Annotated in this window: 17 protein-coding genes and 1 pseudogene; 5 read left to right on the forward strand and 13 right to left on the reverse strand. The window is 71.9% G+C overall.

Going from position 1 to position 21,518, the window contains the following annotated elements:
* Positions 1-44: 44 nt before the first annotated feature.
* From ACWF94_RS08925 to ACWF94_RS08975, 11 genes are all read right to left on the reverse strand, one after another.
* Positions 45-1,544, reverse strand: a complete 1,500-nt coding sequence (locus ACWF94_RS08925; RefSeq protein WP_453486125.1) for an AMP-binding protein — start codon at positions 1,542-1,544, stop codon at positions 45-47.
* 2 nt (positions 1,545-1,546) lie between these two features.
* Positions 1,547-1,975 (reverse strand): Zn-ribbon domain-containing OB-fold protein, encoded by a 429-nt coding sequence (locus tag ACWF94_RS08930; RefSeq protein WP_453486127.1) that lies wholly within the window; start codon positions 1,973-1,975, stop codon positions 1,547-1,549.
* Complete coding sequence (locus ACWF94_RS08935) at positions 1,968-3,131, reverse strand: acetyl-CoA acetyltransferase (RefSeq protein WP_453486128.1); 1,164 nt, start codon at positions 3,129-3,131, stop codon at positions 1,968-1,970. The genes ACWF94_RS08930 and ACWF94_RS08935 overlap by 8 nt, the downstream gene beginning before the upstream one ends.
* On the reverse strand, positions 3,128-4,468 hold the full coding sequence (locus ACWF94_RS08940; protein WP_453486129.1) for a serine hydrolase domain-containing protein: 1,341 nt from the start codon (positions 4,466-4,468) through the stop codon (positions 3,128-3,130). Before ACWF94_RS08940 ends, ACWF94_RS08935 begins: the two co-directional genes overlap by 4 nt.
* Positions 4,465-5,178, reverse strand: coding sequence for a pyridoxamine 5'-phosphate oxidase family protein (locus ACWF94_RS08945; protein WP_453486131.1), 714 nt, complete (start codon positions 5,176-5,178; stop codon positions 4,465-4,467). The genes ACWF94_RS08940 and ACWF94_RS08945 overlap by 4 nt, the downstream gene beginning before the upstream one ends.
* On the reverse strand, positions 5,175-6,611 hold the full coding sequence (locus tag ACWF94_RS08950; protein WP_453486133.1) for a serine hydrolase domain-containing protein: 1,437 nt from the start codon (positions 6,609-6,611) through the stop codon (positions 5,175-5,177). Before ACWF94_RS08950 ends, ACWF94_RS08945 begins: the two co-directional genes overlap by 4 nt.
* Entirely contained in the window at positions 6,608-7,618 is a 1,011-nt protein-coding gene (locus tag ACWF94_RS08955; RefSeq protein WP_453486134.1) for an ABC transporter ATP-binding protein, read from the reverse strand. Before ACWF94_RS08955 ends, ACWF94_RS08950 begins: the two co-directional genes overlap by 4 nt.
* A complete protein-coding gene (locus ACWF94_RS08960; RefSeq protein ID WP_453486136.1) occupies positions 7,615-9,591 on the reverse strand; it encodes a dipeptide/oligopeptide/nickel ABC transporter permease/ATP-binding protein in 1,977 nt (658 codons plus the stop codon). The genes ACWF94_RS08955 and ACWF94_RS08960 overlap by 4 nt, the downstream gene beginning before the upstream one ends.
* Complete coding sequence (locus ACWF94_RS08965; RefSeq protein WP_453486138.1) at positions 9,588-10,598, reverse strand: ABC transporter permease; 1,011 nt, start codon at positions 10,596-10,598, stop codon at positions 9,588-9,590. Before ACWF94_RS08965 ends, ACWF94_RS08960 begins: the two co-directional genes overlap by 4 nt.
* Positions 10,598-12,208: an ABC transporter substrate-binding protein gene (locus ACWF94_RS08970; RefSeq protein WP_453486140.1), complete on the reverse strand. Its 1,611-nt coding sequence runs from the start codon at positions 12,206-12,208 to the stop codon at positions 10,598-10,600. The genes ACWF94_RS08965 and ACWF94_RS08970 overlap by 1 nt, the downstream gene beginning before the upstream one ends.
* Positions 12,209-12,298: 90 nt before the next feature.
* Positions 12,299-13,201: a PaaX family transcriptional regulator gene (locus ACWF94_RS08975; protein WP_453486142.1), complete on the reverse strand. Its 903-nt coding sequence runs from the start codon at positions 13,199-13,201 to the stop codon at positions 12,299-12,301.
* Positions 13,202-13,281: 80 nt separating this feature from the next.
* Here ACWF94_RS08975 and ACWF94_RS08980 point away from each other — a divergent pair, with 80 nt between their 5' ends.
* From ACWF94_RS08980 to ACWF94_RS08990, 3 genes are all read left to right on the forward strand, one after another.
* The gene (locus tag ACWF94_RS08980; protein ID WP_453486144.1) at positions 13,282-14,691 is read left to right on the forward strand and encodes an alanine racemase; all 1,410 of its coding nucleotides are present in this window, start codon (positions 13,282-13,284) and stop codon (positions 14,689-14,691) included.
* 68 nt (positions 14,692-14,759) lie between these two features.
* Positions 14,760-17,114, forward strand: coding sequence for a DPP IV N-terminal domain-containing protein (locus ACWF94_RS08985; RefSeq protein WP_453486146.1), 2,355 nt, complete (start codon positions 14,760-14,762; stop codon positions 17,112-17,114).
* A gap of 84 nt (positions 17,115-17,198) precedes the next feature.
* Positions 17,199-18,281, forward strand: coding sequence for an FAD-dependent oxidoreductase (locus ACWF94_RS08990; protein WP_453486148.1), 1,083 nt, complete (start codon positions 17,199-17,201; stop codon positions 18,279-18,281).
* Between the two features lie 16 nt (positions 18,282-18,297).
* On the opposite strand, the gene ACWF94_RS08995 is transcribed toward ACWF94_RS08990, so the two are convergent.
* On the reverse strand, positions 18,298-19,209 hold the full coding sequence (locus ACWF94_RS08995; protein ID WP_453486150.1) for a LysR family transcriptional regulator: 912 nt from the start codon (positions 19,207-19,209) through the stop codon (positions 18,298-18,300).
* A gap of 295 nt (positions 19,210-19,504) precedes the next feature.
* Between ACWF94_RS08995 and ACWF94_RS09000 the strand changes: the two genes are divergently transcribed.
* A complete protein-coding gene (locus ACWF94_RS09000) occupies positions 19,505-20,680 on the forward strand; it encodes an acyl-CoA dehydrogenase family protein (protein ID WP_453486152.1) in 1,176 nt (391 codons plus the stop codon).
* Between the two features lie 158 nt (positions 20,681-20,838).
* Complete coding sequence (locus tag ACWF94_RS09005) at positions 20,839-21,015, forward strand: CsbD family protein (RefSeq protein WP_453486154.1); 177 nt, start codon at positions 20,839-20,841, stop codon at positions 21,013-21,015.
* A gap of 246 nt (positions 21,016-21,261) precedes the next feature.
* Here the strand turns inward: ACWF94_RS09005 and ACWF94_RS09010 are convergent.
* Positions 21,262-21,518: pseudogene (locus ACWF94_RS09010) on the reverse strand (endonuclease); the annotation flags it as partial.

The raw sequence follows: 21,518 nt of genomic DNA on the forward strand, positions 1-21,518 counted from the left end.
GCCCGCGCCCGTGACGATCGCCACCCGTCCGTCCAGCCGCCCGCTCATGATCGGTTCCCTTCGGAAAGTGTCTGCTCGGCCTGGCGCGCGAGTGCCGAGCGCCTGATCTTTCCTGCCTCGTCGCGGGGCAGGGCCGCCGTGAAGCCGAAGCTCTTGGGGAGCTTGTGCGGCGAGAGGCGTTCCCGGCACCAGTCGCCGAGTTCGCCGGCGGTGGCCCGCGCTTCCGGCACGAGCTGGACGATCGCGTGCACCCGTCTGCCCCATTCGTCGTCGGGGACGCCGACCACGACCGCGTCGGCCACCGCGGTGTGTTCGCTGAGCACCGCCTCCACCTCGGCGGGATAGACATTGACCCCGCCGCTGATGATGAGATCGACGCGCCGGTCGGAGATGTAGAGATAGCCGTCCTCGTCGAACCGGCCGAGATCGCCGAGGCTCAGATAACCGTCGGAGGTCTCCTCGGCCGGCGCCGCTCCCAGATAGCGGTACGTCGACGGCCGCCCGCCCGCCTTGACGAAGATCTCGCCGATCTCGCCGGGCTCCACCGGATTGCGCTCGTCGTCGAGGATCCGGATCTCGGACCCGGCGGGACGGCCCACACTGCCCTTGTGGTTGAGCCACTCGTCGCCGCGGATCAGGGCACCGCCGAGCCCCTCGGTCGAGCCGAACGCCTCGAAGAGAATCCGCGGGTCGACCAGTCCGAGCCATGCCTCCTTGACCCACGGCGGGCACACCGCGCCCGAGTGGACCACCCCCAGGAGCGAGGAGAGATCCCTGCGGTCCGCGTCGGGGAGCCGGGCGCACCGCTGCATCATCGTCGGCACCAGGGTCATGAACTCGACCCGGTGGCGCGGCACCAGATCCAGCAGCAGCGCCGCGTCGAACCTCTCCATCAGGACGGTCCGCTGCCCGGCGAACAGCGCCAGATTCCCCCAGGAGAACGCCATGTTGTGATGGAGCGGACCGGGCACCAGCGAGGTGCGGGCGCGCTGGAATCCGATACGGCGCCCCAGCTCGCCGACGACCTGATCCGGCTCACCGGTCCACGGCCGGGGATCGACGATGATCTTCGGTGTTCCGGTGGAGCCCCCGGAGGCGACGGCCTTGCCGGGGTGCGAGAGGGTGTCGGGCAGTCTGCCGGCGCCGGCGGGACGGGCGGAGGCCGCCGCGAGCAGGGCCGTACGGTCGACGGCCGACGGGCCGCCCCAGTCCGCGAGGACCACGGCCGGGTCCGCGAGCGCCAGCAGCGCGTCCCGCTCCCGCTGGGGCATCCGGGGGTTGAGCGGCAGGGCGAGACAGCCGGCCGCCCAGCAGGCCCAGGTGGCGATCGAGTGCTCCAGGCTGTTGGGGTAGCCGATGACGACGGTCGAGCCGGGGGTGGCACCCGACCGCAGCAGGAGCCGGGCCGCCGCCTGCACCCGGTGGTCGAAGGCCCCCCAGGTCATGGACTCCTCCCGGCCGTCGGCGCGTACGAGCACCAGCGCCACCCCGCCGGGGTCCTCGGTGGCCAGCTCCGCCAGGCGGGCCGGAAACGACATGGGCATGATCATGCTCCTTCGGACGGCAGCGGCCGGAAGACGGGCACGGGCGGTCCTTCGGCGCGCTCCCGCCAGTCGACACTCACCCGCTCCCCGATCCGGGTGGCACCGCCGACGATGTTGGTCACCAGCCAGGGGCCCTCGTCGAGCGCCACGACGGCGACGACATACGGCGGGGTCAGCTCGGGGGTGACGGGGATATGGGTGGTGGTCTGCGAGTGCACGGTGGCCAGGCCGGAGGCGGTGACCCAGCCGACGTCGTCGGACTGACACGTCAGACAGAACGGGCGGGGATAGAACTGGAAGGCCCCGCAGCCGGCGCACCGCTGGAGCACCAGCCGGTGCTCGCGCGCGGCGGCCCAGTAGGGCGCGGTGGTCGGGTCCTGGAAGTCGTCCACCATCGGTTCCGTCACGTCCCACACGGTCGGTTCAGTCACGGCCGAGCACCACCGTCGCCGCCACGGATGCGAGCCCTCCGATGCCGTGCACCACGGCCACCTCGGCCGACGGCACCTGCCGTTCGCCGCACTCGCCCCGCAACTGGCGGGTGGCCTCCACGAGGAGCTGGACACCGAACGCGCCGGGGTGGTTGTAGGAGAGCCCGCCCCCCGAGGTCATCGAAGGCAGCGCCCCGCCGGGGCGCAGACTGCCCGCCGCCACGAACTCCCCGCTCTCGCCGCGCCCGCAGAACCCGAGATCCTCCAGCGCCAGCAGCACATTGATCGTCGAGGCGTCGTACGGTTCGAAGACATCGACGTCCGCCGGGGTGATCCCGGCCAGCCCGAACGCCTCCCGGCCCGAGACCGTCGCTGCGGTCGTGGTGAGACTGGGCTGCTGGGAGAGGTGCCACGCGGTGTGGCTCTCCCCGGCCCCCAGCACCCTGACCGGACGCTTGACCGCGTCGGCGGCCCGGTCGGCGGTCGTCAGGACCACGGCTCCGCCGCCGTCGAGCAGCAGACAGCAGTCGAGTTTGTGCAGCGGCTCGGAGATCCACGGGGACGCCAGTACGTCATCGGTGGTGAGGGGGTCGCGCCGCCACGCCTTCGGATTGTGACGTGCCCACTGCCGCGCCGCGACGGCGACCTCGGCGAGCTGCTCCGACGTGGTGCCGTACTCGTACCTGTGCCGGGCCGCGAGCAGGGCGAAGTGCCCCATGGGCGCGGCTATTCCGTAGGGTGCCTCGAACTGGGCCATCAGGGTGCCCGGCGGGCCCACCGACCGGGACCGGAGCCGCTTCGTGCGCTGGCGGGAGGCGAAGGCGATCAGGGCCACGCTGCACCGGCCCGTCGCGAGCGCGAGCATCGCGTGGTGGACGTACGCGTCGAACGCGGCGCCGCCGAGGTCGCTGGAGTCGGCGTACCGGGGCTGGATCCCCAGATACTCGCCGAGCTGGACCGTGCCCTCGTCGCCCATGTAGTTGACGAACAGACCGTCGACGTCCGCCAGGGTCATACCGGCCTCGGCGAGCGCCTCCCGTGCGGCCAGGGCGGCCATGGCGTTCTCGCTCTGGTCGTGCACCAGGCCGAGGGGCGCCTCCGCGACGCCCACCACATAGGCGGGGCGCTGCCGGAGCGGGTTCTCGGGTGTGCTCATCGTGCACCGCCCGGGTGCAGCACCAGGTCGAGGAGCGCGTTCGTCAGCTCGCTCGCGCCGAGCCAGTCGTGGGCGGTGGCGACGACGACGGTGCCGGACTCCGGCAGGATGTGCATGATCTGACCGCCGTGGCCCAGCGCGCTCGCCGAGCGGACGGTCCGCCCGCCGACGGGGGTGTCGAGCAGCCACCACTGGTATCCGTACGCCCCCATCCTCGGTACGAGCGGATGCGGCGCGCTCGGCGCGGACTGCTCGGTGGTGCACCGGTCGATCCAGTCCGCCGGCAGGATCCGCCGGCCCTCCCAGACACCTCCGGCGAGCACGAGCCGGCCGAACTTCGCGAAGTCCCGGGGCCTGAGCCACAGTCCGCCGCCGGTGTGACAGGTGCCGTCCGGCATCGTCATCCAGTGGAAGCGGTCGATGCCCAGGGGCTCGAACAGGCGCTGCCGGGCCGCTTCCGGGACGGGCTGCCCGGTCACCGCGCGGATGACCTCGCCCATCAGCAGGGACAGACCGCTCTGGTAGGAGAAGTCCCCGGGCCGGTACCGCGAGGTGAGCGGTTTGTCGAGGACGTACTCGATCCAGTCGGGGGCGCCGTTCATCCTGGTGGCGTCGTTCGCCGGGTCGAAGTAGGGGGTGTTGACCTCGTCCCACTCCAGTCCCGCCGACATCGACAGCAGTTCATGGACGGTGATGCCGTACGCCTCGTCCACCCAGCGGGTGCCCTTGCGGTGCCGCAGATGGCGGTGGACCGGATCGTCGATGGCGATGGCCCCCTCGGCCACGAGGGTGCCGAGGAGGAGCGCGGTGATGGACTTCGTGACCGACTGCAGCGACTGGAGATTCTCGGGGCCGCGCCCGTAGAAGTACTCCTCCAGGACCGGTTCGCCGCCCTCGATGAGATGGAGGCTGTTCACCCAGGGCAGCCTGCCGTCCTCGACGGCCTCGACCAGGGCGCCCGCCGTCCCGGTGGGCGGCCGGTCCGGGCCGCCACCGCTGTCCGGGGTCCGCAGCGGTGAGGAGAAGACCCCGTCCCTGGGGTGGCCGCGGCGCAGCTCGAAGTCGAGATCGGGCAGGACGGCCGAGGTCAGGGAGCCGGTGAGGGTATGGCCGGTTCGTTCGACGGCGAGCCGGGTGGGGCCCATGCCGCCCGTGAGCCTGCCGCCCTCGATGCCGACGCCGGTGAGCGGGGTGGGCGCGCCCAGCGCCTCGAACCCCAGGACCACTTCGGGCGGACCGCTCGCGCCGGTGGCACGAACGGTGATGCGTACGGGGCCGCCGACGGTATCGGGCGCGGGTCCGGTCCAGCTGCCGAGGAAGGGCTCGTAGTCGTTCACGGTGTGTCCTTGCCGTTCGGGCCCGCGTCCGGGGGACGCGGGCGCGTGTACTGCTCGATATAGGCCGGTGCGCCGGGTGCCGCCGCGCTGGGGCTCGGCGGGCCGAAGGCCACTGCGACGGGGATGACGCCCGACCAGTGGTCATCGCCGGAACCGGTGGCCGTGCCCTCGCCGCTGGGGTCGGTGCCGGGTTCGACGGGCGGGCCCGTACGCGACTTCAGCGACGACTCCCGCAGCGGGATTCTCAGCAGCGCGGTCGCCGCCAGCTCCCGTGCGTCGGGCGCGGTGCTGTCGGCCGAGCGCCCCGGTACGACATGGTCGACGAGGGCGGCCAGCACCTCGGCGCGTTCGCGCGCGTCCCCGACCAGCTGTGCGCGGCCGTGGACGACGACGCTGCGGTAGTTCAGCGAGTGGGTGAAGTGGCGCTTCCCGAGGACCAGTCCGTCCACGAGGGTGGCGGTGAGGCAGACCGGGACGCCCTCGGGTCCCACCGTGCGCAGCAGCCGCGCCGCGGTGGAGCCATGGACGTACACCCGGTCGCCGACGCGTACATGGGTCGTCGGCAGCACCACCGGCTCGCCCGCGACGACGAATCCCACATGGCAGATCAGCGCCTCGTCCAGGACCGCGTGGACCGCCCCGGAGTCGTAGCCGACGAGTTCGCGCCTGCGGGTGGGTGTGGTCCTCGGGGTACGCGGATAGCCGGTCACCTGACCGCCCTCCGCGCGCCGAAGGCCCCGTTCATCAGCCCGCTCGCCCGCTTCTCGCCGTTGAATCCGCCGGTGCCGTTGAATCCGTCGGTGCCGCCGGAGCCGTCGAAGACGAACGCGATGTCCCAGGTGTGATGGGTGGTGATCTCGTCGTCGCCCGGGAAGAAGCGGTGCTCGCCGATGGGCCTCAGCTCGGTCGTCAGCGGCGGCAGATCGTCCCGCTGCTCGAAGTTGTCGCCGTTGAGCGCGTTCCTGGTGAGGAAGAGCCTGCCGTCGTGGCCGGACACCTCGTAGCGGAAGCCGTAGCTGTCGTAACTGCCGGTGTAGAGGCCGGTGTCGACGGTACGGAGGTCGTCGGGACGGGGCCGGGACGGCTTGGCGACCCCCAGCACATCGGGGAAGAGCCGGCCGAGGAGCCGGTCGGTGAACTCGTACCCCCTGGCCGGGACGTTCATCGTCACCGCCATGACGGCGTCGTGGTCCGGCACCCACAGCAGCAGCGACGAACCTCCGATGTTGGTGCCCGAGTGCCCGTAGATATCGGTGCCGTCCCAGGTCTTGTGGAACGGACCGACGCACCAGCCGTCCGCGAACCACTTCGCCGGTACGTCGGCGGTCCGGGTGTGCAGGGTGGCCGCCGACTCCGGGGACAGCACCCGGGGCCCGCCGGGTGGGCGCCCGCCGCCCAGCAGGGCCTGACCGAACCGCGCCAGGTCACCGGCGGCGGCGCACAGGGTGGTCCCGGCCGGGCCCATCCCGCGGCCGATGATCCACGGCCGCCGCAGCCGGGCGGGCCCGGCGCCCGCGTCATGGCCCACGGCGACCGAGTGGTAGACCTGCTCCTCAGGGAGGGTCGCCGTCCGGCGCAGCGCGAGCGGTTCCAGCAGCCGCGACCGCAGCGCCACGTCCCAGGTCTCTCCGGTCAGCCGCTCGATCAGCAGGCCCGACACGACCGTGGAGGCATTGCTGTAGCCGAACCGCTCGCCGGGCGCCGAGATCAGGGGAATCCCGGCCAGCAGTCCGGCGTACGCGGCGACCGCCTCGTCACCCCGCCCGGTGTCCCGGTAGGGGCCGTTGTCCAGCCCGCTGGTCATCGACAGCAGCTGCCTCGGGGTGATGTCCGCCGCCTCAGGCGACGACGCCAGCGGGACATCGGGCAGATACCGGGCGACCGGGGTGTCGAGCCCGAGCAGGCCCTCGTCCACGAGCTGCATGATCAGTGCCGCGGTGAACAGCTTGGTCGTGGAACCCACTTGGAAGATCGTGTCCGGTGTCACCGGATGGCCGGTGAGCGCGTTCGCCCGCCCGGTCGCGCACTCGATGAGGTCGTCGCCGACGGCGAGCGCGAGCTGCGCCCCGGCGATCCCCATGCCGTACGCGGTCTCCTCCAGCAGTTCCTGCAGCGCGGTCCGGTCCCTGTGGTGCGGGCTCACGGGTGGGTCCCCCTGTTCGCGGTCATGGGTGTCGGTTCCTGGGTGGTGGTGTCCCCGGACAGGGGGAAGTGGCAGGCCGTGGTGTGCCCCGGTTCCCGGTCCGCCGGAGCGGGGCGGGTGCGCAGACATCGCGTACGCTCCGGCCGGCCGATGGGGCCCTGCGGGCAGCGGGCTGCGAAAACACAGCCGGCCCCCCGGTCCTGGGCGGGTGGGTCGGGCGATGTTCTCGCGGGAGCGAGGACGCGCGGCCCGGTGAGGGACGGGACGGCGTCGATCAGCATCCGGGTGTAGGGATGGCGCGGTGCGCCGAGGACGCTCACGGTCGGGCCCGACTCGACGATCCGCCCGGCGTACATGACATGCACGGTCTCCGTCATATAGCGCACCACGGGAAGGTTGTGGGAGATGAACAGCATCCCCATGCCCGTCTCGCGGTTGAGGCCCCGCAGCAGGGTCAGCACGGATGCCTGGGTGGTGACGTCGAGAGCGGTCGTCGGTTCGTCGGCGACCAGGATGTCCGGCGCCGCGGCGAGCGCCCGCGCGATGGCCACCCGCTGGCACTGTCCCCCGGACAGCTGATGGGGATAGGCGCGGGCGGTCCGCTCGGGGAGGCCGACCTGGGCGAGCATCGCCGCCGTGGTGGGCAGCGCCGAACGCTCCCCGTCGCGGTGCTCCAGCGCCTCCCGCAGCGAGCGGCCGATCCGCAGCCGGGGGTCGAGCGACAGATACGGGTTCTGGAACACCATCTGGAGCCTGCGGTAGAGCAGGGCCCGGTCCCGGCCGCGCCGCAGCTCGACCGCTCTGCCGTCGAGGCGTATGGTTCCGCTCGCCAGGGGCACCTGTCCGAACAGCGCGTTGGCCAGCGTCGATTTTCCGGAACCGGATTCCCCCACCACCCCGATACGGGCCCCCTGTTCCAGGGTCAGTGCCACATCGTCGAGAGCGGTGACGGACTTGTGGCCGCGGCCGAAGCCGACGGTCACGTTCCGGGCTGTCAAGGTCGTCACTGGTGGTCCTCCGGCGTGGTGTGGGGTTCGGCGGTCAGACACGCGACCCGGTGGGACGCGCCGACCGGATGGAGGGCGGGCTCCCAGTCGGCGCACCGCTCCGCCGCGATCGGGCACAGCGCCCGGTAGGGGCATCCACCGCCCGCCGGGTTCGCCGGGAGCATGGGGTCCGCCGGGATCGTGCGGTCTGCCGGGTCCGCCGGGTCCCCGGGGGCCTCGGTGCCGCTGCCCGATCCGGTGCCGCCGGGACTGTGGGCGCCGGCCAGATCCGCGCCGATGTCCATGTCGAGTGTCGGCACGGCGGCGATCAGCGCCTGGGTGTAGGGATGCCGGGGGTTGGCGAGCACCTCGGCCGTGGGGCCCTGCTCGACGATCCGGCCCCGGTACATCACGGCGATCCGGCGGCAGACCTGGGCCACGACCGAGACATCGTGCGAGATCAGCACCAGGCTCAGCTCGTACCGGTCCTGGAGTTCGCGGATCAGATCGAGCACCCCGGCCTGCACGACCACGTCGAGCGCGGTGGTGGGTTCGTCGGCGAGGACGACGGACGGTTCGCCCATCAGCCCCATGGCGAGCAGCGCGCGCTGGCGCATGCCGCCCGAGAGCTGGTGCGGGTACTGCTTGAGGCGCATGGCCGGTTCGGTGATCTCGACCTCGTCCAGTTTGGCGACGGCCTGGGCGGTTGCCGCCCTACGGGGCACCTTCCGGTGGTGGCGTACCGACTCCGTCAGCTGGCGGCCGAGCCGCAGCGCCGGGTTGAACGCGGTCGCAGGGTTCTGCGGGACGAAGGACATCTCCACGGTCCGTGGATCGGGCCCGCCGTCGAGGGCGAGCAGATCGTGCCCCTTGAAGCGCAGTTCGGCCGCGGAGAGTTCGGCACCGGGCGGCAGCAGGCCCGCCACCGCCAGTGCCAGGGTGCTCTTGCCGCTGCCGGACTCACCGACGATGCCCAGCGAGTCGTGTCCGCCGAGTGTGAGGTCGATGTCGTGCAGCACGGGCACCCGTTCGCCGTCGGCCGCATAGGAGACGGACAGGCCCCGGACGGCGAGTACGGCCGATTCCGACGGCTCCGGCGGCCGGGCGGCCGGTGCGGTACGCGGCGGGGGAACCGGCCGGGCCGGGGCGGCGGACCGCCGCAGCGGGTCGAGCCGCTCGGCGAGCCGCTCACCCGCGAAGCTGATGCCGATCCCGGTGAGCAGAATGGCCGTCACCGGCCCCAGGGGCAGGGCGGGCTGGGTGAACATCTGGTCCAGGCCCTGGGTCAGCATCCGCCCCCAGTCCGCCGACGGCGGCTGGACGCCGATGCCGAGGAAGCTCAGACCGGAGATCGCGATCAGTCCGTTGCTGATGGCGACGGAGCCGAGGATCACCAGCGTGGCGGACATATTGGGGATGATGTGCCGCAGGACGACGCGGTGCGCGGGCACCCGGAGCAGTTTCGACGCGGTGACGAACTCCCGGCCGCCGATGGACAGCGCGAGTGTGGCGGCCGTCCGCGCGAACCCGGGGGCGAGCGCCAGTCCGACGGCGATCACCACGGCCCGGGCGCCGACGCCGATGACGGTGGTCAGCAGCAGGGCGAGGACGAGTGGCGGAAAGGAGATCGCCACATCGATGCCCCGCATCAGCAACTGGCGGGAGCGCGCGGGGAGCACACTGACCAGCGCCCCGCCGGTGAATCCGACGACGGCGCCGAGCAGCGCCGCACCGACGGCCAGGGTCAGGCTGAGGCGGCCCGCCGCGAGGGTCCCCAGCAGGACGTCCCGGCCGAGGGTATCGGTGCCGAGGAGGTGCCGGACGCTGGGACCCTGCCGTGCCTCGGCGGGTACGGCCCTGGTGGCGGCGTCACCGATCAGGGTGGGCGCCAGCATGATCAGGGCGAGTACGGCCAGGACGGCGACGGCGGTGGCGAACCGCCAGGTCCTCGTCCGGTTTCCGGCGGGCACCCGCGCGGAGATCGTGTGTGTCATGGCGACACCACCAGCGAACGGGGATCGGCGATCGCCAGCACCACATCGACCAGGGCGTTGATCAGCAGAACGGCCGTGCCGAGCACGATGACGATGCCCTGGACGAGGGGGTAGTCGCGGGCGACGACGGCGGCGACGACCTGGCTGCCGAGGCCCGGCCAGGCGAACAGATTCTCGACGATCACCGTGCCGCCGAGCATGGCGCCCAGCAGCAGCCCGCCGACGGTCAGACTGCTGGTGAGCACGTTCGGCAGCAGATGACGCAGATAGATCAGCCTTGCGGGCAGCCGCTTCGACCGCGCCACCCGGATGTAGTCGGACTCGAAGGCGGCCAGGCCCTCGGCCCGCACGATCCGGGTGAGGACGGCGACGGGCCGCAGGCTCAGGGCGACGACCGGCAGGACCATGGCCGTCAGCCCCTGGTTCCCCCCGGCGGGCAGCCAGGACAGGAACACCGCGAACACCAGGATGAGATAGGTGCTCGCGACGAACTCCGGAATCGACGCCACCGTTCCGGTGCCGCCCGCGAAGATCCGCTCCCAGGTCCGGCCGGGCCGCCACCGGGTGACCGCGATGGCCAGCAGCCCCAGGACCAGACTGCACAGCATGATCACCACAAAGGCGGCCACGGCCAGCGACGCCGTCGCCGGCAGACGCTCGCCGATGACATCGCCGACGGGACGGCCGCTGGTGAACGAGTCGCCGAAGTCGCCGGTGGCGAGCCGGCCGAGGAAGGCTCCGTACTGCTCCAGCAGCGGGCGGTCGAGGCCGAGGTCGTCCCGGAGCTGCCGTACGTACGCGTCCGTCGCGTTCGCCCCGGCGATCCGCCGGGCCGGATCGCCCGGGACGGCGCGCAGCGCGAGGAAGACAACGGTGGCGAGCACGGCGACACCCGCGACGAGCTGGGCGAGGCGGCGCAGGACGAACCCCGCCCAGTCGCCCGCGCCGGGGGGCAGCAGGGGGATACGGCTCCGGGCCCGGCCGGGCAGTCGGCCGACGGCGGACATCAGCGGGTCACCCGGAAGCTCGTCGGCACGATGGTGTACCCGGTGAAGCCGCCGACATCGAAGGAGACGCCCTTGCCGTAGTAGCGGACCACGTCGTAGTAGAGCGGGACGACATCGGTCCGCCCGTACAGAGCGGCCTCCGCCTTGCTCCAGGCGGCGCAGGCCGCGGGCTTCGAGGTCGCGGCGAGCGCCTCGGCGGCGATCCGGGTGTACTCGGGGTTGCCGATGGAGCTGAAGTTCCGCCCCTGGGGAGCGGCAGGACCGGAGAAATAGGGAGTGAGGACACTGGGGACGGTGATACCGCTCTGTGCGAGGACGGCCACGTCCCAGTCGCTCCCGGAGAAGAGGCGCTCCACCGCGGTGGCGCCGTCGGGGGTGTCGATCGTGACGTCGACACCGGCGCGCTTCCAGGCATCGGCCAGGAACTCGGCCGTCGCCACCTCGCCGGAGAGATTGCTGCTCGACGCCAGGAGTTTGATACGCAGTCCGCTCCCGGCGAGGTCCCGCTCGGCCGCGGCGGGGTCGTACGCGGGAAGCCGCCCGCCCGCGCCCTTGTCGTAGCAGGGGGCGGAGTCGAGGATCAGGCTCGGCGCGGGCGCGGCCTTTCCGTCCATCGCGACCTTCGCCAGGGCCGTACGGTCGACGGCCCGGGTGAGTGCTGCCCTGATCCGCGCGTCGGCCGGCTTCTTCCCGGCCCGCTGGTTGAAGTAGAGGTGGATGACGGCCCGGCTGGTCCGGCGGGAGAAGGCATCGCCGGAGGTGCGGAGCCTGTCCTGGGTGCTGCCCGCGGCGGATGTCACATCGAGCTGTCCGCTGAGGAACAGATTGGCGCCCGTGGACTCGCTCTCCGCCACCTTCAGGGTGAGTTCGGTGGGTGTCCGGACGTCCCAGGTGGTGTTTCCGCCGGGGCCCCAGGTGTAGCCCTTGCGGGGCTTCATCGTGTAGTGGTCGCCGGGTACGGCTTCCTTGAGGGTCCAGGGGCCGGTGCCGAACGTCTTGGTGGTCAGGGCCTTGGGGTTCTTGAGGCCCTGGGGGCAGATGATGCTGGGAAAGGTGGTGAGTCCGGTCAGCAGATCGCTGTTCGGCGACGGCAGGTCGACGGTCAGCCTCTCCTTCGGCTTCCCCTCCTTCGGCTTCCTTTCCTGCGGCTTCTCCTTCGCGACACCGACCTTGAGGTCCGTGCTGCCGAGGAAGGTGGCGGCGAAGGGGCCGCCGGTCTTCGGGTCGAGCACCCGGTCGAAGTTCGCCTTGATGTCGGCGGCGGTGAGCCGGTGTCCGTCCTCGCAGGTGGCCTGGGAATCCAGGTCGAAGGTGTACCGGGTGGGGGAGTCCTGGCGCCATGCGGTGGCGAGACCGCTGACGATCTTTCCGTTCCGCAGGTGCAGCAGGGTGTCGTAGGTGTAGAAGCCGAGTTCGCGGCCGATCGCCTGGTTGGTGGTGTGCGGATCGATATCGGTGGGACCGGCCGGGAGGCGTACCGAGATCGGTTGCCCGGCGGGGTCGCCCGGCTCGGGTGCCGGCTGGTTCGGGGTGTTCGTTCCACCGGAGCAGGCCGCGAGGGCGAATGCGCAGCACACGGCAGCGGCTATGGAACGTCGTGGAGCCCTCATCTGTGTCTCCTCATCACCCGGCGGCCTGCCTTCAGGCCGGGCGCCGGGTGGACGTGGACGGGATTCGCGGGACCACGGGACGGAGCAGGCTTACCGCTCGGACTGCCTCCGCCGTGATCTGGTCTTGGTGGCGTCGAGCGTCGCCCTGACATGGGCGAGCGCCGGCGCGTACAGGGTGGTCAGGAGGTTCTCCACCAGGGCCCGGGCATCGTGCCCGGTCCAGTCGGCGGGCAGGGCCTCGGCGGGCAGCCGGGGGTCCGCCTGGACGATCAGCCGCCACTGGTTGTGGGTGGCGGTGAGATCGGTGAAAGCCTGCCGGGGCTCCGGTGCGGCCGGCCGGCCGGCGGGGTCGCGCTGTTGGCGCTCGGTGATGAAGTCCCGGTACTGCCGGTCGAGGGCGTCGAGGTCCCAGCACTGCGAGGCGAACGTGCGCAGATCCCCGGAGCCCTGGTACCGGGCCGCGGTGAAGAGGTGGACGTCCTCGCTGAAGCCGAGCTGCTCGATCAGTTCGGCGACGGGGGCGCGGGTGCTGTCGGGCCGGACCCACAGCCCGTTCGCGACGGTACCGAAGCCCTGACGGGCCAGGGAGGAGCGCAGGACATGCCGGTCCGCGCGGCGTGACTCGGGGATCGAGAAGCTGAGCAGGGTCCATCCGGTGAACGGCTCGTCGTGGTCGTCGAGCAGCTCCGGGTAGCGCTTGCTCATATAGCGGCGCCAGTCGGCGGTCGGCGCGTATCCGCTCACACCGTCGCGTGTCTCCCGGCCGAGGAACCCTCCCTTCGTCATGCGGTGGAGCCCCGTTCTCGCGCTGTTCTCCGGGACCCCGAGGTCTCCGAGCAGCCGTACGTATCCGGCCGACGGCAGCCAGTCACCCAGTTGTGCCAGGTACTGGAGGCAGAGATCGGTGATGAGGCTGTTCTGCCTCGTGGACGGCATCTGCCAGTCGAGGGCCAGCCTGCCATCTTTATCTTTCAGTTGCGTGACGCCCGTCATGCCGTGAGAATAACAGCGGGACTCCGGGTGCGCCAGACATCGGCTCGGAGGGGCCCGTCACCGGACCGGGAGGAAAGCGGATGCGACCGTTCGAGGACAGTCGGGGGAGCGGGACACCGCCCAAGGGGGCGCCACTCGACGGCAGGGGGCTGATCGGCAGAGGGCCGGACGGTGAGGAGTTGGACGGGAAGGGGCTGGACGGCAGAGGGCCGGAGGGCGGGGGACTGGACGGTGCGGGACAGGGCGGCAGGGAGCAGGGCGGCGGGGACCGGCCGTCCCCGCCGGGCGACGTCGGCGCGGGGGCGCCTTCCGTCTTCGGCGACGGCACTCCCTCGCCCGTCGCCCTGGTCCGGGACTCCCATCTGCGCCGCAACATCGACGCGATGGCGCTGTACTGCCACGCCCACGACGTCCTGCTGGCACCGCACAACAAGACCGCGCTCTCGCCCGAGGTCGCCGCCCTCCAGCACCGCGAGGGCGCCTGGGGGCTGACCGTCGCCAACGCCCGGCAGGCCAGGGTCGTCCACGGCTGGGGAGCCCGCACGATCCTGATCGCGAACGAGGTGGTGGACCCCGCAGGTCTCGCCTGGATCGCCGAAGCCCTGGCCGCTCCCGGCGACCCCGCCGAGATCCATGTGTTCGCCGACTCACCCCAGGCGGTGGCCCTGCTGGACCGGGCGATGCGGGAACACGAACCGCGAGCCGTCCGTAACCCGCTGCGGGTCTTCGTCGAACTCGGCACTCCCGGCGGCCGATGCGGCGCCCGCTCCGTGGCCGAAGCGCTCCCGGTCGCCCGGCGGATCAGCCGCGCGGCCCCCCGGCTCGCCCTCGCGGGCGTCGCGGCCTTCGAGGGCCTGCTCGGCACGGCGCGCGACGACACCACACTCCGGCGGGTACGGGAGCTGACGCTCGACGCCCTCGAACTCGCCGGACACCTCACCGCCGAAGGGCTCGTCCCCGCCGAACGCGCGCTGGTCACCCTCGGCGGCAGCTCCTTCTTCGACGCCGTGGTCGACACCTTCCTCACCTCCACCGCCCGTGCGGCGGGGTGCCGGCTGGTGCTGCGCAGCGGCGGCTACGCGTTCCACGACCACGGCATGTACGCGGATGTCTCACCGCTCGACCAGCCGGGACTCCGCAGGCTCCGGCCCGCGCTGGAACTGTGGAGCAGTGTGCTGTCCCTGCCCGAACCGGGCTCCGCGATCTGTGACTTCGGCAGAAGGGACACCGGATCGGACGCCGGCCACCCGGTCCCGGCCGCCCTGCGCACCCGCGACGGCCGGCCGAAGGACCTCCCCGGCGGTATCGAGGTCGTCGGCCTCAACGACCAGCACGCCTATCTCCGGGTGCCGCCGGACCACGGTCTCGCCGTGGGCGACCGGCTCGGCTTCGGCATCTCGCACCCCTGCTCGACCCTCGACCGCTGGGACGTCCTCCCGGCGGTGGATGACGCCTACCGGGTGGTGGGCCGTGTCACCGTGTGTCTCTGAGCACCTCACCCGCCCCACCCGGGACCGACCCAGCGGAACCTGGAACCGAACCAGCGGAAAGGGCAGCCATGCCGACGCCAGCGCTCCACGCCGATGACTACCGGCGTGCCGAACAACTCCTGGGCCACCACCGGTCCCGGCTCGTCCTCGGCGGAAAGGTCGTACCGAACTGGCTCGACGGCGACCGCTTCTGGTACCGGACCGAGACCGGGGACGGGCCGCGTGTGGTCGTCGTCGACCCCCGCGCCGGGACCCGTGAGTGGGGGGACGAACCGTCGGCGAACGAACCGTCGGTGGACGAACAGCCGGCGGGCGGGGATCCGGCGGGCGGGTACCCGGCCGGTGCCGCGGAAGCGCGCTCCCCGGACGGCCGGTGGGCCGCGTTCTGCCGGGACCACGATCTGTGGCTGCGCTCGGTCGCGACCGGCGATGAGCGGCGGCTCACCCACGACGGCACCCCGGACCGCCCCTACGCCACCAACCCCGATGCCGCCGGGTTCCGTATCACCCTGCGCAACCTCGGCGTCCAGGCGCTGCCGCCCGCCGCCGTCTGGTCGCCCGACTCACGGCGGCTGGTGACCCACCGGCTCGACCAGAGCGCCGTACTCCCGATGCATCTGGTCGAGTCCGCGCCACCGGACGGCGGCCGGCCCGCCCTGCACACCACCCGCTTCGCCGTGCCCGGGGACAGTGAACTCCCCACCGCGGTCGTCGTCGTCCTCGACATCGAGACCGGCACCGCGCTCGCGCCCGAGGACGCGACCGTACTCGTCCCCCATATGTCACCGGTCTTCCAGGGCAAGATCTGGTGGGACGACGGCGGACTCGCCGTGTACTACCTCGACCAGTCCCGCGACTACCGCACCCTGAGCCTGTACCGCCTCGACGCGGTGACCGGAGCCGTACGCCTGCTCGTCGAGGAGTCGTCGGCCACCAGGACCGAGCCCGCGCAGCAGTACCTCCAGGACCCCATGGTCAGGGTGCTCGACCAGGGCCGGAAAGTGCTCTGGTACTCCCAGCGCGACGACTGGGGGCATCTCTATCTCTACGATGTGACCCCGGCTGGTCCGGGCCGCGCGGCGGAAGGCGCTGCCCCGGCTCACGCGGCGGACTCCGCTCCGGGCCGCGCGGCGGAAGGCGCTGCCTCGCCCCGTCCTGCCGGAAGGGTCACCGGCGGTGCCTGGGCCGTCCAGCAGATCGTGCGCGTGGACGAGGAGGCGGGCGTCGTCTTCTTCCTCGCGTCGGGGCTGGTGGCGGCCGACCCCTATGCGCGGCAGCTCTGCCGCGTCGGCCTCGACGGATCGGGCTTCACCCGGATCACCGACGACGAACTCGACCACACGGTGACCCTGCCGCCGTCCGGGGCGTACTTCATCGACAGCGCCTCCACCCCGGAGCATCCCCCGGTCACCACGGTCCGCTCCTGGGACGGCGCCGTCATGGTGGAACTGGAGCGAGGGGATGTGTCCCGGCTCGTCGCGGCGGGCTGGCAGCCGCCCGAGCGCTTCCGGGTCAAGGCCGCCGACGGGGTGACCGATATCCACGGTGTGCTGTACCGGCCGTACGGATTCGACCCTGCCCGGCGCTATCCGGTCGTCGACCACCCCTATCCCGGCCCGCAGACCCACCGGGTGCGGCCCACGTTCGACCCGGGTCCCTACGGCTATGACGCGGAGGCGGTCGCCGCGCTCGGGTTCGCCGTCGTCGCGCTCGACGGGCGCGGCACCCCGGGCCGTGCCAAGTCCTTCCACGATCTGTCGTACGGCAGACTCGGTGACGCGGGCTGCCTGGACGACCATGTCGCCGCCCTGCGCGGGCTGGCGCGCACCCGCCCCTGGCTGGACCTCGGCCGGGTCGGCCTCTTCGGCCGCTCGGGCGGCGGCTTCGCCACGGCACGGGCGCTGCTCACCCACCCGGACTTCTTCACGGTCGGGGTCGCCGAGTGCGGCAACCACGACCAGCGCTTCTACCAGGCGCTCTGGGGAGAGGCGTACCAGGGCCCCTACGACGAGCGGACCTACGCCCAGGCCGACAACGGCGAACTCGCCTCCCGGCTCACCGGGAAACTGCTCCTGGTCCACGGCGAGCTGGACGACAACGTCAGCCCGCATCTCACCATGGGCCTCGTGGCCCGCCTGATCGCCGCCAACGCCGATTTCGACCTGCTGATCGTGCCCGGGGCCGAGCACGGATTCCATGGCTACGAGCCGTATGTCATCCGCCGCCGCTGGGACTATCTCGTACGCCATCTGATGGGGGCGGAGCCGCCCGAACGGTACCGTCTGGCCCCCTTCCCGGACGCTGGTCAGGCACTGCTGGCGATGTTCGCCCCACCCGCGCGGCACCACGGGACCACCAGCCGGACGCGAGCACCCGGTGGGCCGACGGCCCCGGGGCGTCATGCCGGGGCACCCCCGGAATAAAACTCAACAGCCGTACAGTTCTGAGATTGGTCGCACCCCGGACCCCGGGACCGATACCGCACTCATACCTGTACTGGAGACTCCATGCCCCCCAAAGTTGTGATCATCGGCGGCGGATACGGCGGCAGCGCCGCGGCCAAGGCGCTGGACGACATCGCCGATGTGACGCTCGTCGAGCCCAAGGACGCCTTTCTGCACAATGTCGGTGCCCTGCGCGCGGCGGTCGACGCCGACTTCGCGCCGGGGATCTTCCTGCCCTACGACCGGCTGCTCAGCAAGGGCCGGGTCGTACGCGACCGGGCCGTCCGCGTCGAGCCCCGGTCGGTGACGCTCGGTACGGGCGGACAGCTGGCCGCCGACTACATCGTGCTGGCCACAGGCTCCGGCTACCCGTTCCCGGCGAAGAGCGATCTGGACGATTCCGCCGCATCGCTGGAGAAGTTCGGCAGCACCCGGAAGCAGCTCACCGCGGCGGACCGGGTGCTGATCCTCGGCGCGGGGCCGGTGGGGCTCGAATTCGCGGGGGAGATCAAGGCCCAGTGGCCCGGGAAGCAGGTCGTCATCATCGACCCGGCGCCCGGCATTCTGAGCGACTACTCCGACCCGTTCCGCAAGGAGATCCTGCGCCAGCTTGACGGCCTCGGTATCGAACTCCGCCTCGGGGACTCGCTGGCACAGGAGCCGCCGACCGAGACCGGAACGGCGGAGGCGTTCACCGTCACCACCCGGGCGGGCGCCGAGGTGAGCGCGGATGTGTGGTTCCGCGCCTACGGGGTCACCCCGGCCAGTGACTATCTCGCCGGGCCGCTCGCCGGGGCCCGGCTGGCCAGCGGGCATGTCGAGGTCACGCCCAGCCTCCAGGTCAAGGGCCAGACCACGGTCTTCGCCCTCGGTGACATCACCGATGTGGCCGAGGCCAAGCGGGCCGGCGCCGCCATCCAGCACGCCGAAGTGATCGCGGGGAACATCACGTCCCTGATCGCCGGCGGTACGGAACTGGCCGCGTACGAGCCGGGACCGGCGGCCATCCTGCTGCCGCTGGGCCCGTCGGGCGGCGCGGCCGAACTGCCCGGCGGGGAGCTGCTGGGCCCCGATGTGACCGCGCAGTACAAGGGCGCGGACCTGATGGTGGGCCGCTTCTCCGAGACCTTCGGCCTCCGCGGCTGAACGTGAACCGCTGAGTTCACGCCGGTTCCGAGGTGTCCGCCGCCCCGGGGGCCTGCTCCGGGGCGGCCAGGTCGCGGAACGCCTGTGCCGCCGGGGAGAGCGGGTCACCCCGGTGCAGGAGGTAGCAGGTGCGGGGGACGACGAAGTCCAGCGCCCTCACGACGGCCCCCAGACGCTCGGCGGCCCGTGCCTCCGCCTCGGGGAGGACGGTGGTGCCCACCCCGGCGAGGACGAGCGGGACGATCGCCTCGCGGTGCACCGTTTCCACGACGACGCTGAGCGGGGGCAGCTCGCGGGCGGCCAGTTCGGCGGCGAACCACACCCGCAGCTCCGACTGCCGGGCCAGCCCCATCACGATATTGCGGCCGACGAGGTCCGCCAGTTGGAGCGGGCCGTCCGGCAGCGGCTCGGTGCCCGGCGGGAACACCGCGAAGGTCTCGCTGAGCGGCAGCCGTACCGACCGGTACTTGGGGTAGGCGGCGGCACGGCTGTGCAGCAGCAGCTCCGCCTCGCCCCGGCGCAGACTGTCCAGGCCCTCCACATCGGGCGCGGCCTCATGGATCCGCAGCCGCACCCCGGGGTGGCGCTCCCGGAACCGGGTGATCAGCGACAGCGTGGGGTCGACGCCGAGCCGGGCCTCGATCGCGAGGTCCAGGACGCCCGAGGTGAGCCGGTCGACCTGCTCGACCGCGGCCCGCACTCCATCGAAGGCGCGCAGCGTCCGGCGGGCCGGCCCGATGAGGGCGCGGCCGGCGGCGGTCAGGGTCAGGGTGCGCCCGCGCTGGATGAGCGGGGTACGCAGCTCCCGCTCCAACTCCTTGATGGCCTGGGATACGGAGGGCTGGCTGAGATGCATACGCCGGGCTGCCTCGGAGATGCTGCCGGCCTCGACGACCGCGATGAAGTACGTGAGATGGCGACGATCCATAGGGGTTGTCTATCACGGTCAAAGGCATCTCAAGGATGTACTGATGATGATCGGTGACATAGCGTGCGGATGAACGGTCCGTACGGAGCCGGATCGCCCACCGGCGGACCCCGGACCGGCACCGGGTGCACCCGAGCCCGGGCCCCGGGCGGGCCCGCGCGACGTCCCGACACCGCTGACGTCGCGGCGTACGGCTCTCGCTGACTCAGGGGTGCCGTCCTCACGCTCCGGACGGGCGGGGTTCGCGCGTCCGGGTACCACGACTCGGCCCGGACGGGCGGACAAGGAAGCACCGGTGACCACACGCGACGACACCCCGCAGAACGCCCCTTTCCTCGGCGAGGACCGGCTGGCGATCCGGTCGCTGGCGCGGGAGTTCGTGGCCAAGGAGGTGCTGCCGGTGGCGAACGAACTGGACCCGGTGGCCGGTGAGATCCCGATGGAACTGCGGGCCAAGATGGCCGAACTGGGGTTCTTCGGCATCCTGATCCCGGAGGAGTACGGCGGTCTGGGGCTCGGGGTCTGCGAGTACGCCCTGGTGGTGGAGGAGCTGGCGCGCGGGTGGATGAGTGTCGCGAGTCTGATCGCGCGGGGCCAGCAGTTCACGCATGGCTTCGATGCCGCGCAGCGCGCGGACTATCTGCCGAGGATGGCGCGGGGGGAGTTCCTGAGCGCGTTCGCGCTGTCGGAGGCGGAGGCGGGTTCCGATGTGGCGAATCTGCGGTGCCGGGCCGAGCGGGACGGTGACGGCTGGCGGATCACCGGCCAGAAGATGTGGTGCACCTTCGCCGACGGCTCCGACTATCTCCAGGTCTTCGCCCGCACCGAGCCCCTGGATCCGGCGCACCGCTCGCGGGGCATCACCTGTTTTCTGATGCCGAAGGAGCGGGGGACGCTGCCCGATGGGGTGACCGGCACCCCCGTACGCAAGATCGGATACCACGGCTGGAAGACCTGGGAGCTGTCCTTCGAGGGGGCGCGGGTGGAGCCTGGGATGACGGTCGGTGAGCAGGGCGGGGGATTCCGGGTCGCGATGGGTGACCTGGTGATCGCCCGGATCCATACGGCGGCGCGGGCCATCGGACTCGCGCGGGGGGCGCTGGAGGACTCCATCGCCTACGCCGGTCAGCGGGTGCAGTTCGGGAAGCCGATCGCCGACAAGCAGGCGATCCGTTTCAAGATCGCCGACATGGCGACGCGGATCGAGGCGTCCCGTGCGCTGCTGCACCGTGTCTGTACGGATTACGACGCGGGGCAGCCGTCCAACGTCCAGGCGTCGATGGTGAAGCTGCATGCCACGGAGATGGCCGAGCGGGTGACCAGCGAGGGTCTCCAGATCCACGGCGGTGCGGGGTACACGACCGATTTCGCGGTGGAGCGTTACTGGCGCGACGCCCGGCTGACGAAGATCTTCGAGGGTACGTCGGAGATCCAGATGAAGATCATCTCCGACGAGCTGCTGGGCCGGTGACCACGCACCCTCCCAGGGACCGCTCACCGGGCTGACCGTACTCGGCCTCTCCGAAGAGCCGAACATCGCACAGTGTGGTGACATGACTACTGGAGGTCATGGAGGCGATGTCTTCCTCACCTCTCACCCCTTTCCGAACCGTACGAGAGGACCACGTCATGGGTAAGGCCAAGGCGAAGGCCAAACAGACCAAGGGCAAGCTGAAGGAAGCCGCGGGCAGGGCCACGGGCGACCGCGGCACCCAGATGGAGGGCCGTGGCGAACAGATCGCCGGAAAGACCCAGGAGGCGGTCGAGAACACCGCCGACCGGGCGCGTCGGCAGACCGGACGCTAGGAAGCGTCGTCAGAGCCGCGCCGTCCGCCCGGAGAGCGGGCCCGGGCGCGCGGAACTCCGACGACACGACCCGAGCGCCAACAGCACACCGGTGCCCCCGAGCGACCGCCCGGGGGCACCGGTCGGCCCGCCGGGACCCGGAGCCCGCCCCGACCCGGACCCGGACCCCGCCCCGGCCGTACCGCCATGCCCGTGGCGGAGCCCCGCCCAGGCAGGGCGTAACCCGTACGATCAGCGGCCGTGCGATCAGCGGCCGTGCCCCCGGTCGGCCCCCACCAGGCACTCCTCGGCGGCTTTCCTGTCCAGGGCCGCCCGGACCAGGGCGGCGGCGAGGACCGACTCGTGCGACGGCTCCGCGTACCGCGCCAGACGCGCCGGATCGTCCGTGAGGCCCAGCCGCCGGGCGCCCTGGAGCGCCTTCTCGTCCAGATAGGGCGACACCTCGGGCCAGATGTCCTGTACTTCGCGCAGAAAGATGTCGGCGCCGGTGGGACCGATGCCCG

It is taken from the genome of Streptomyces sp. NPDC055078, assembly GCF_053607985.1.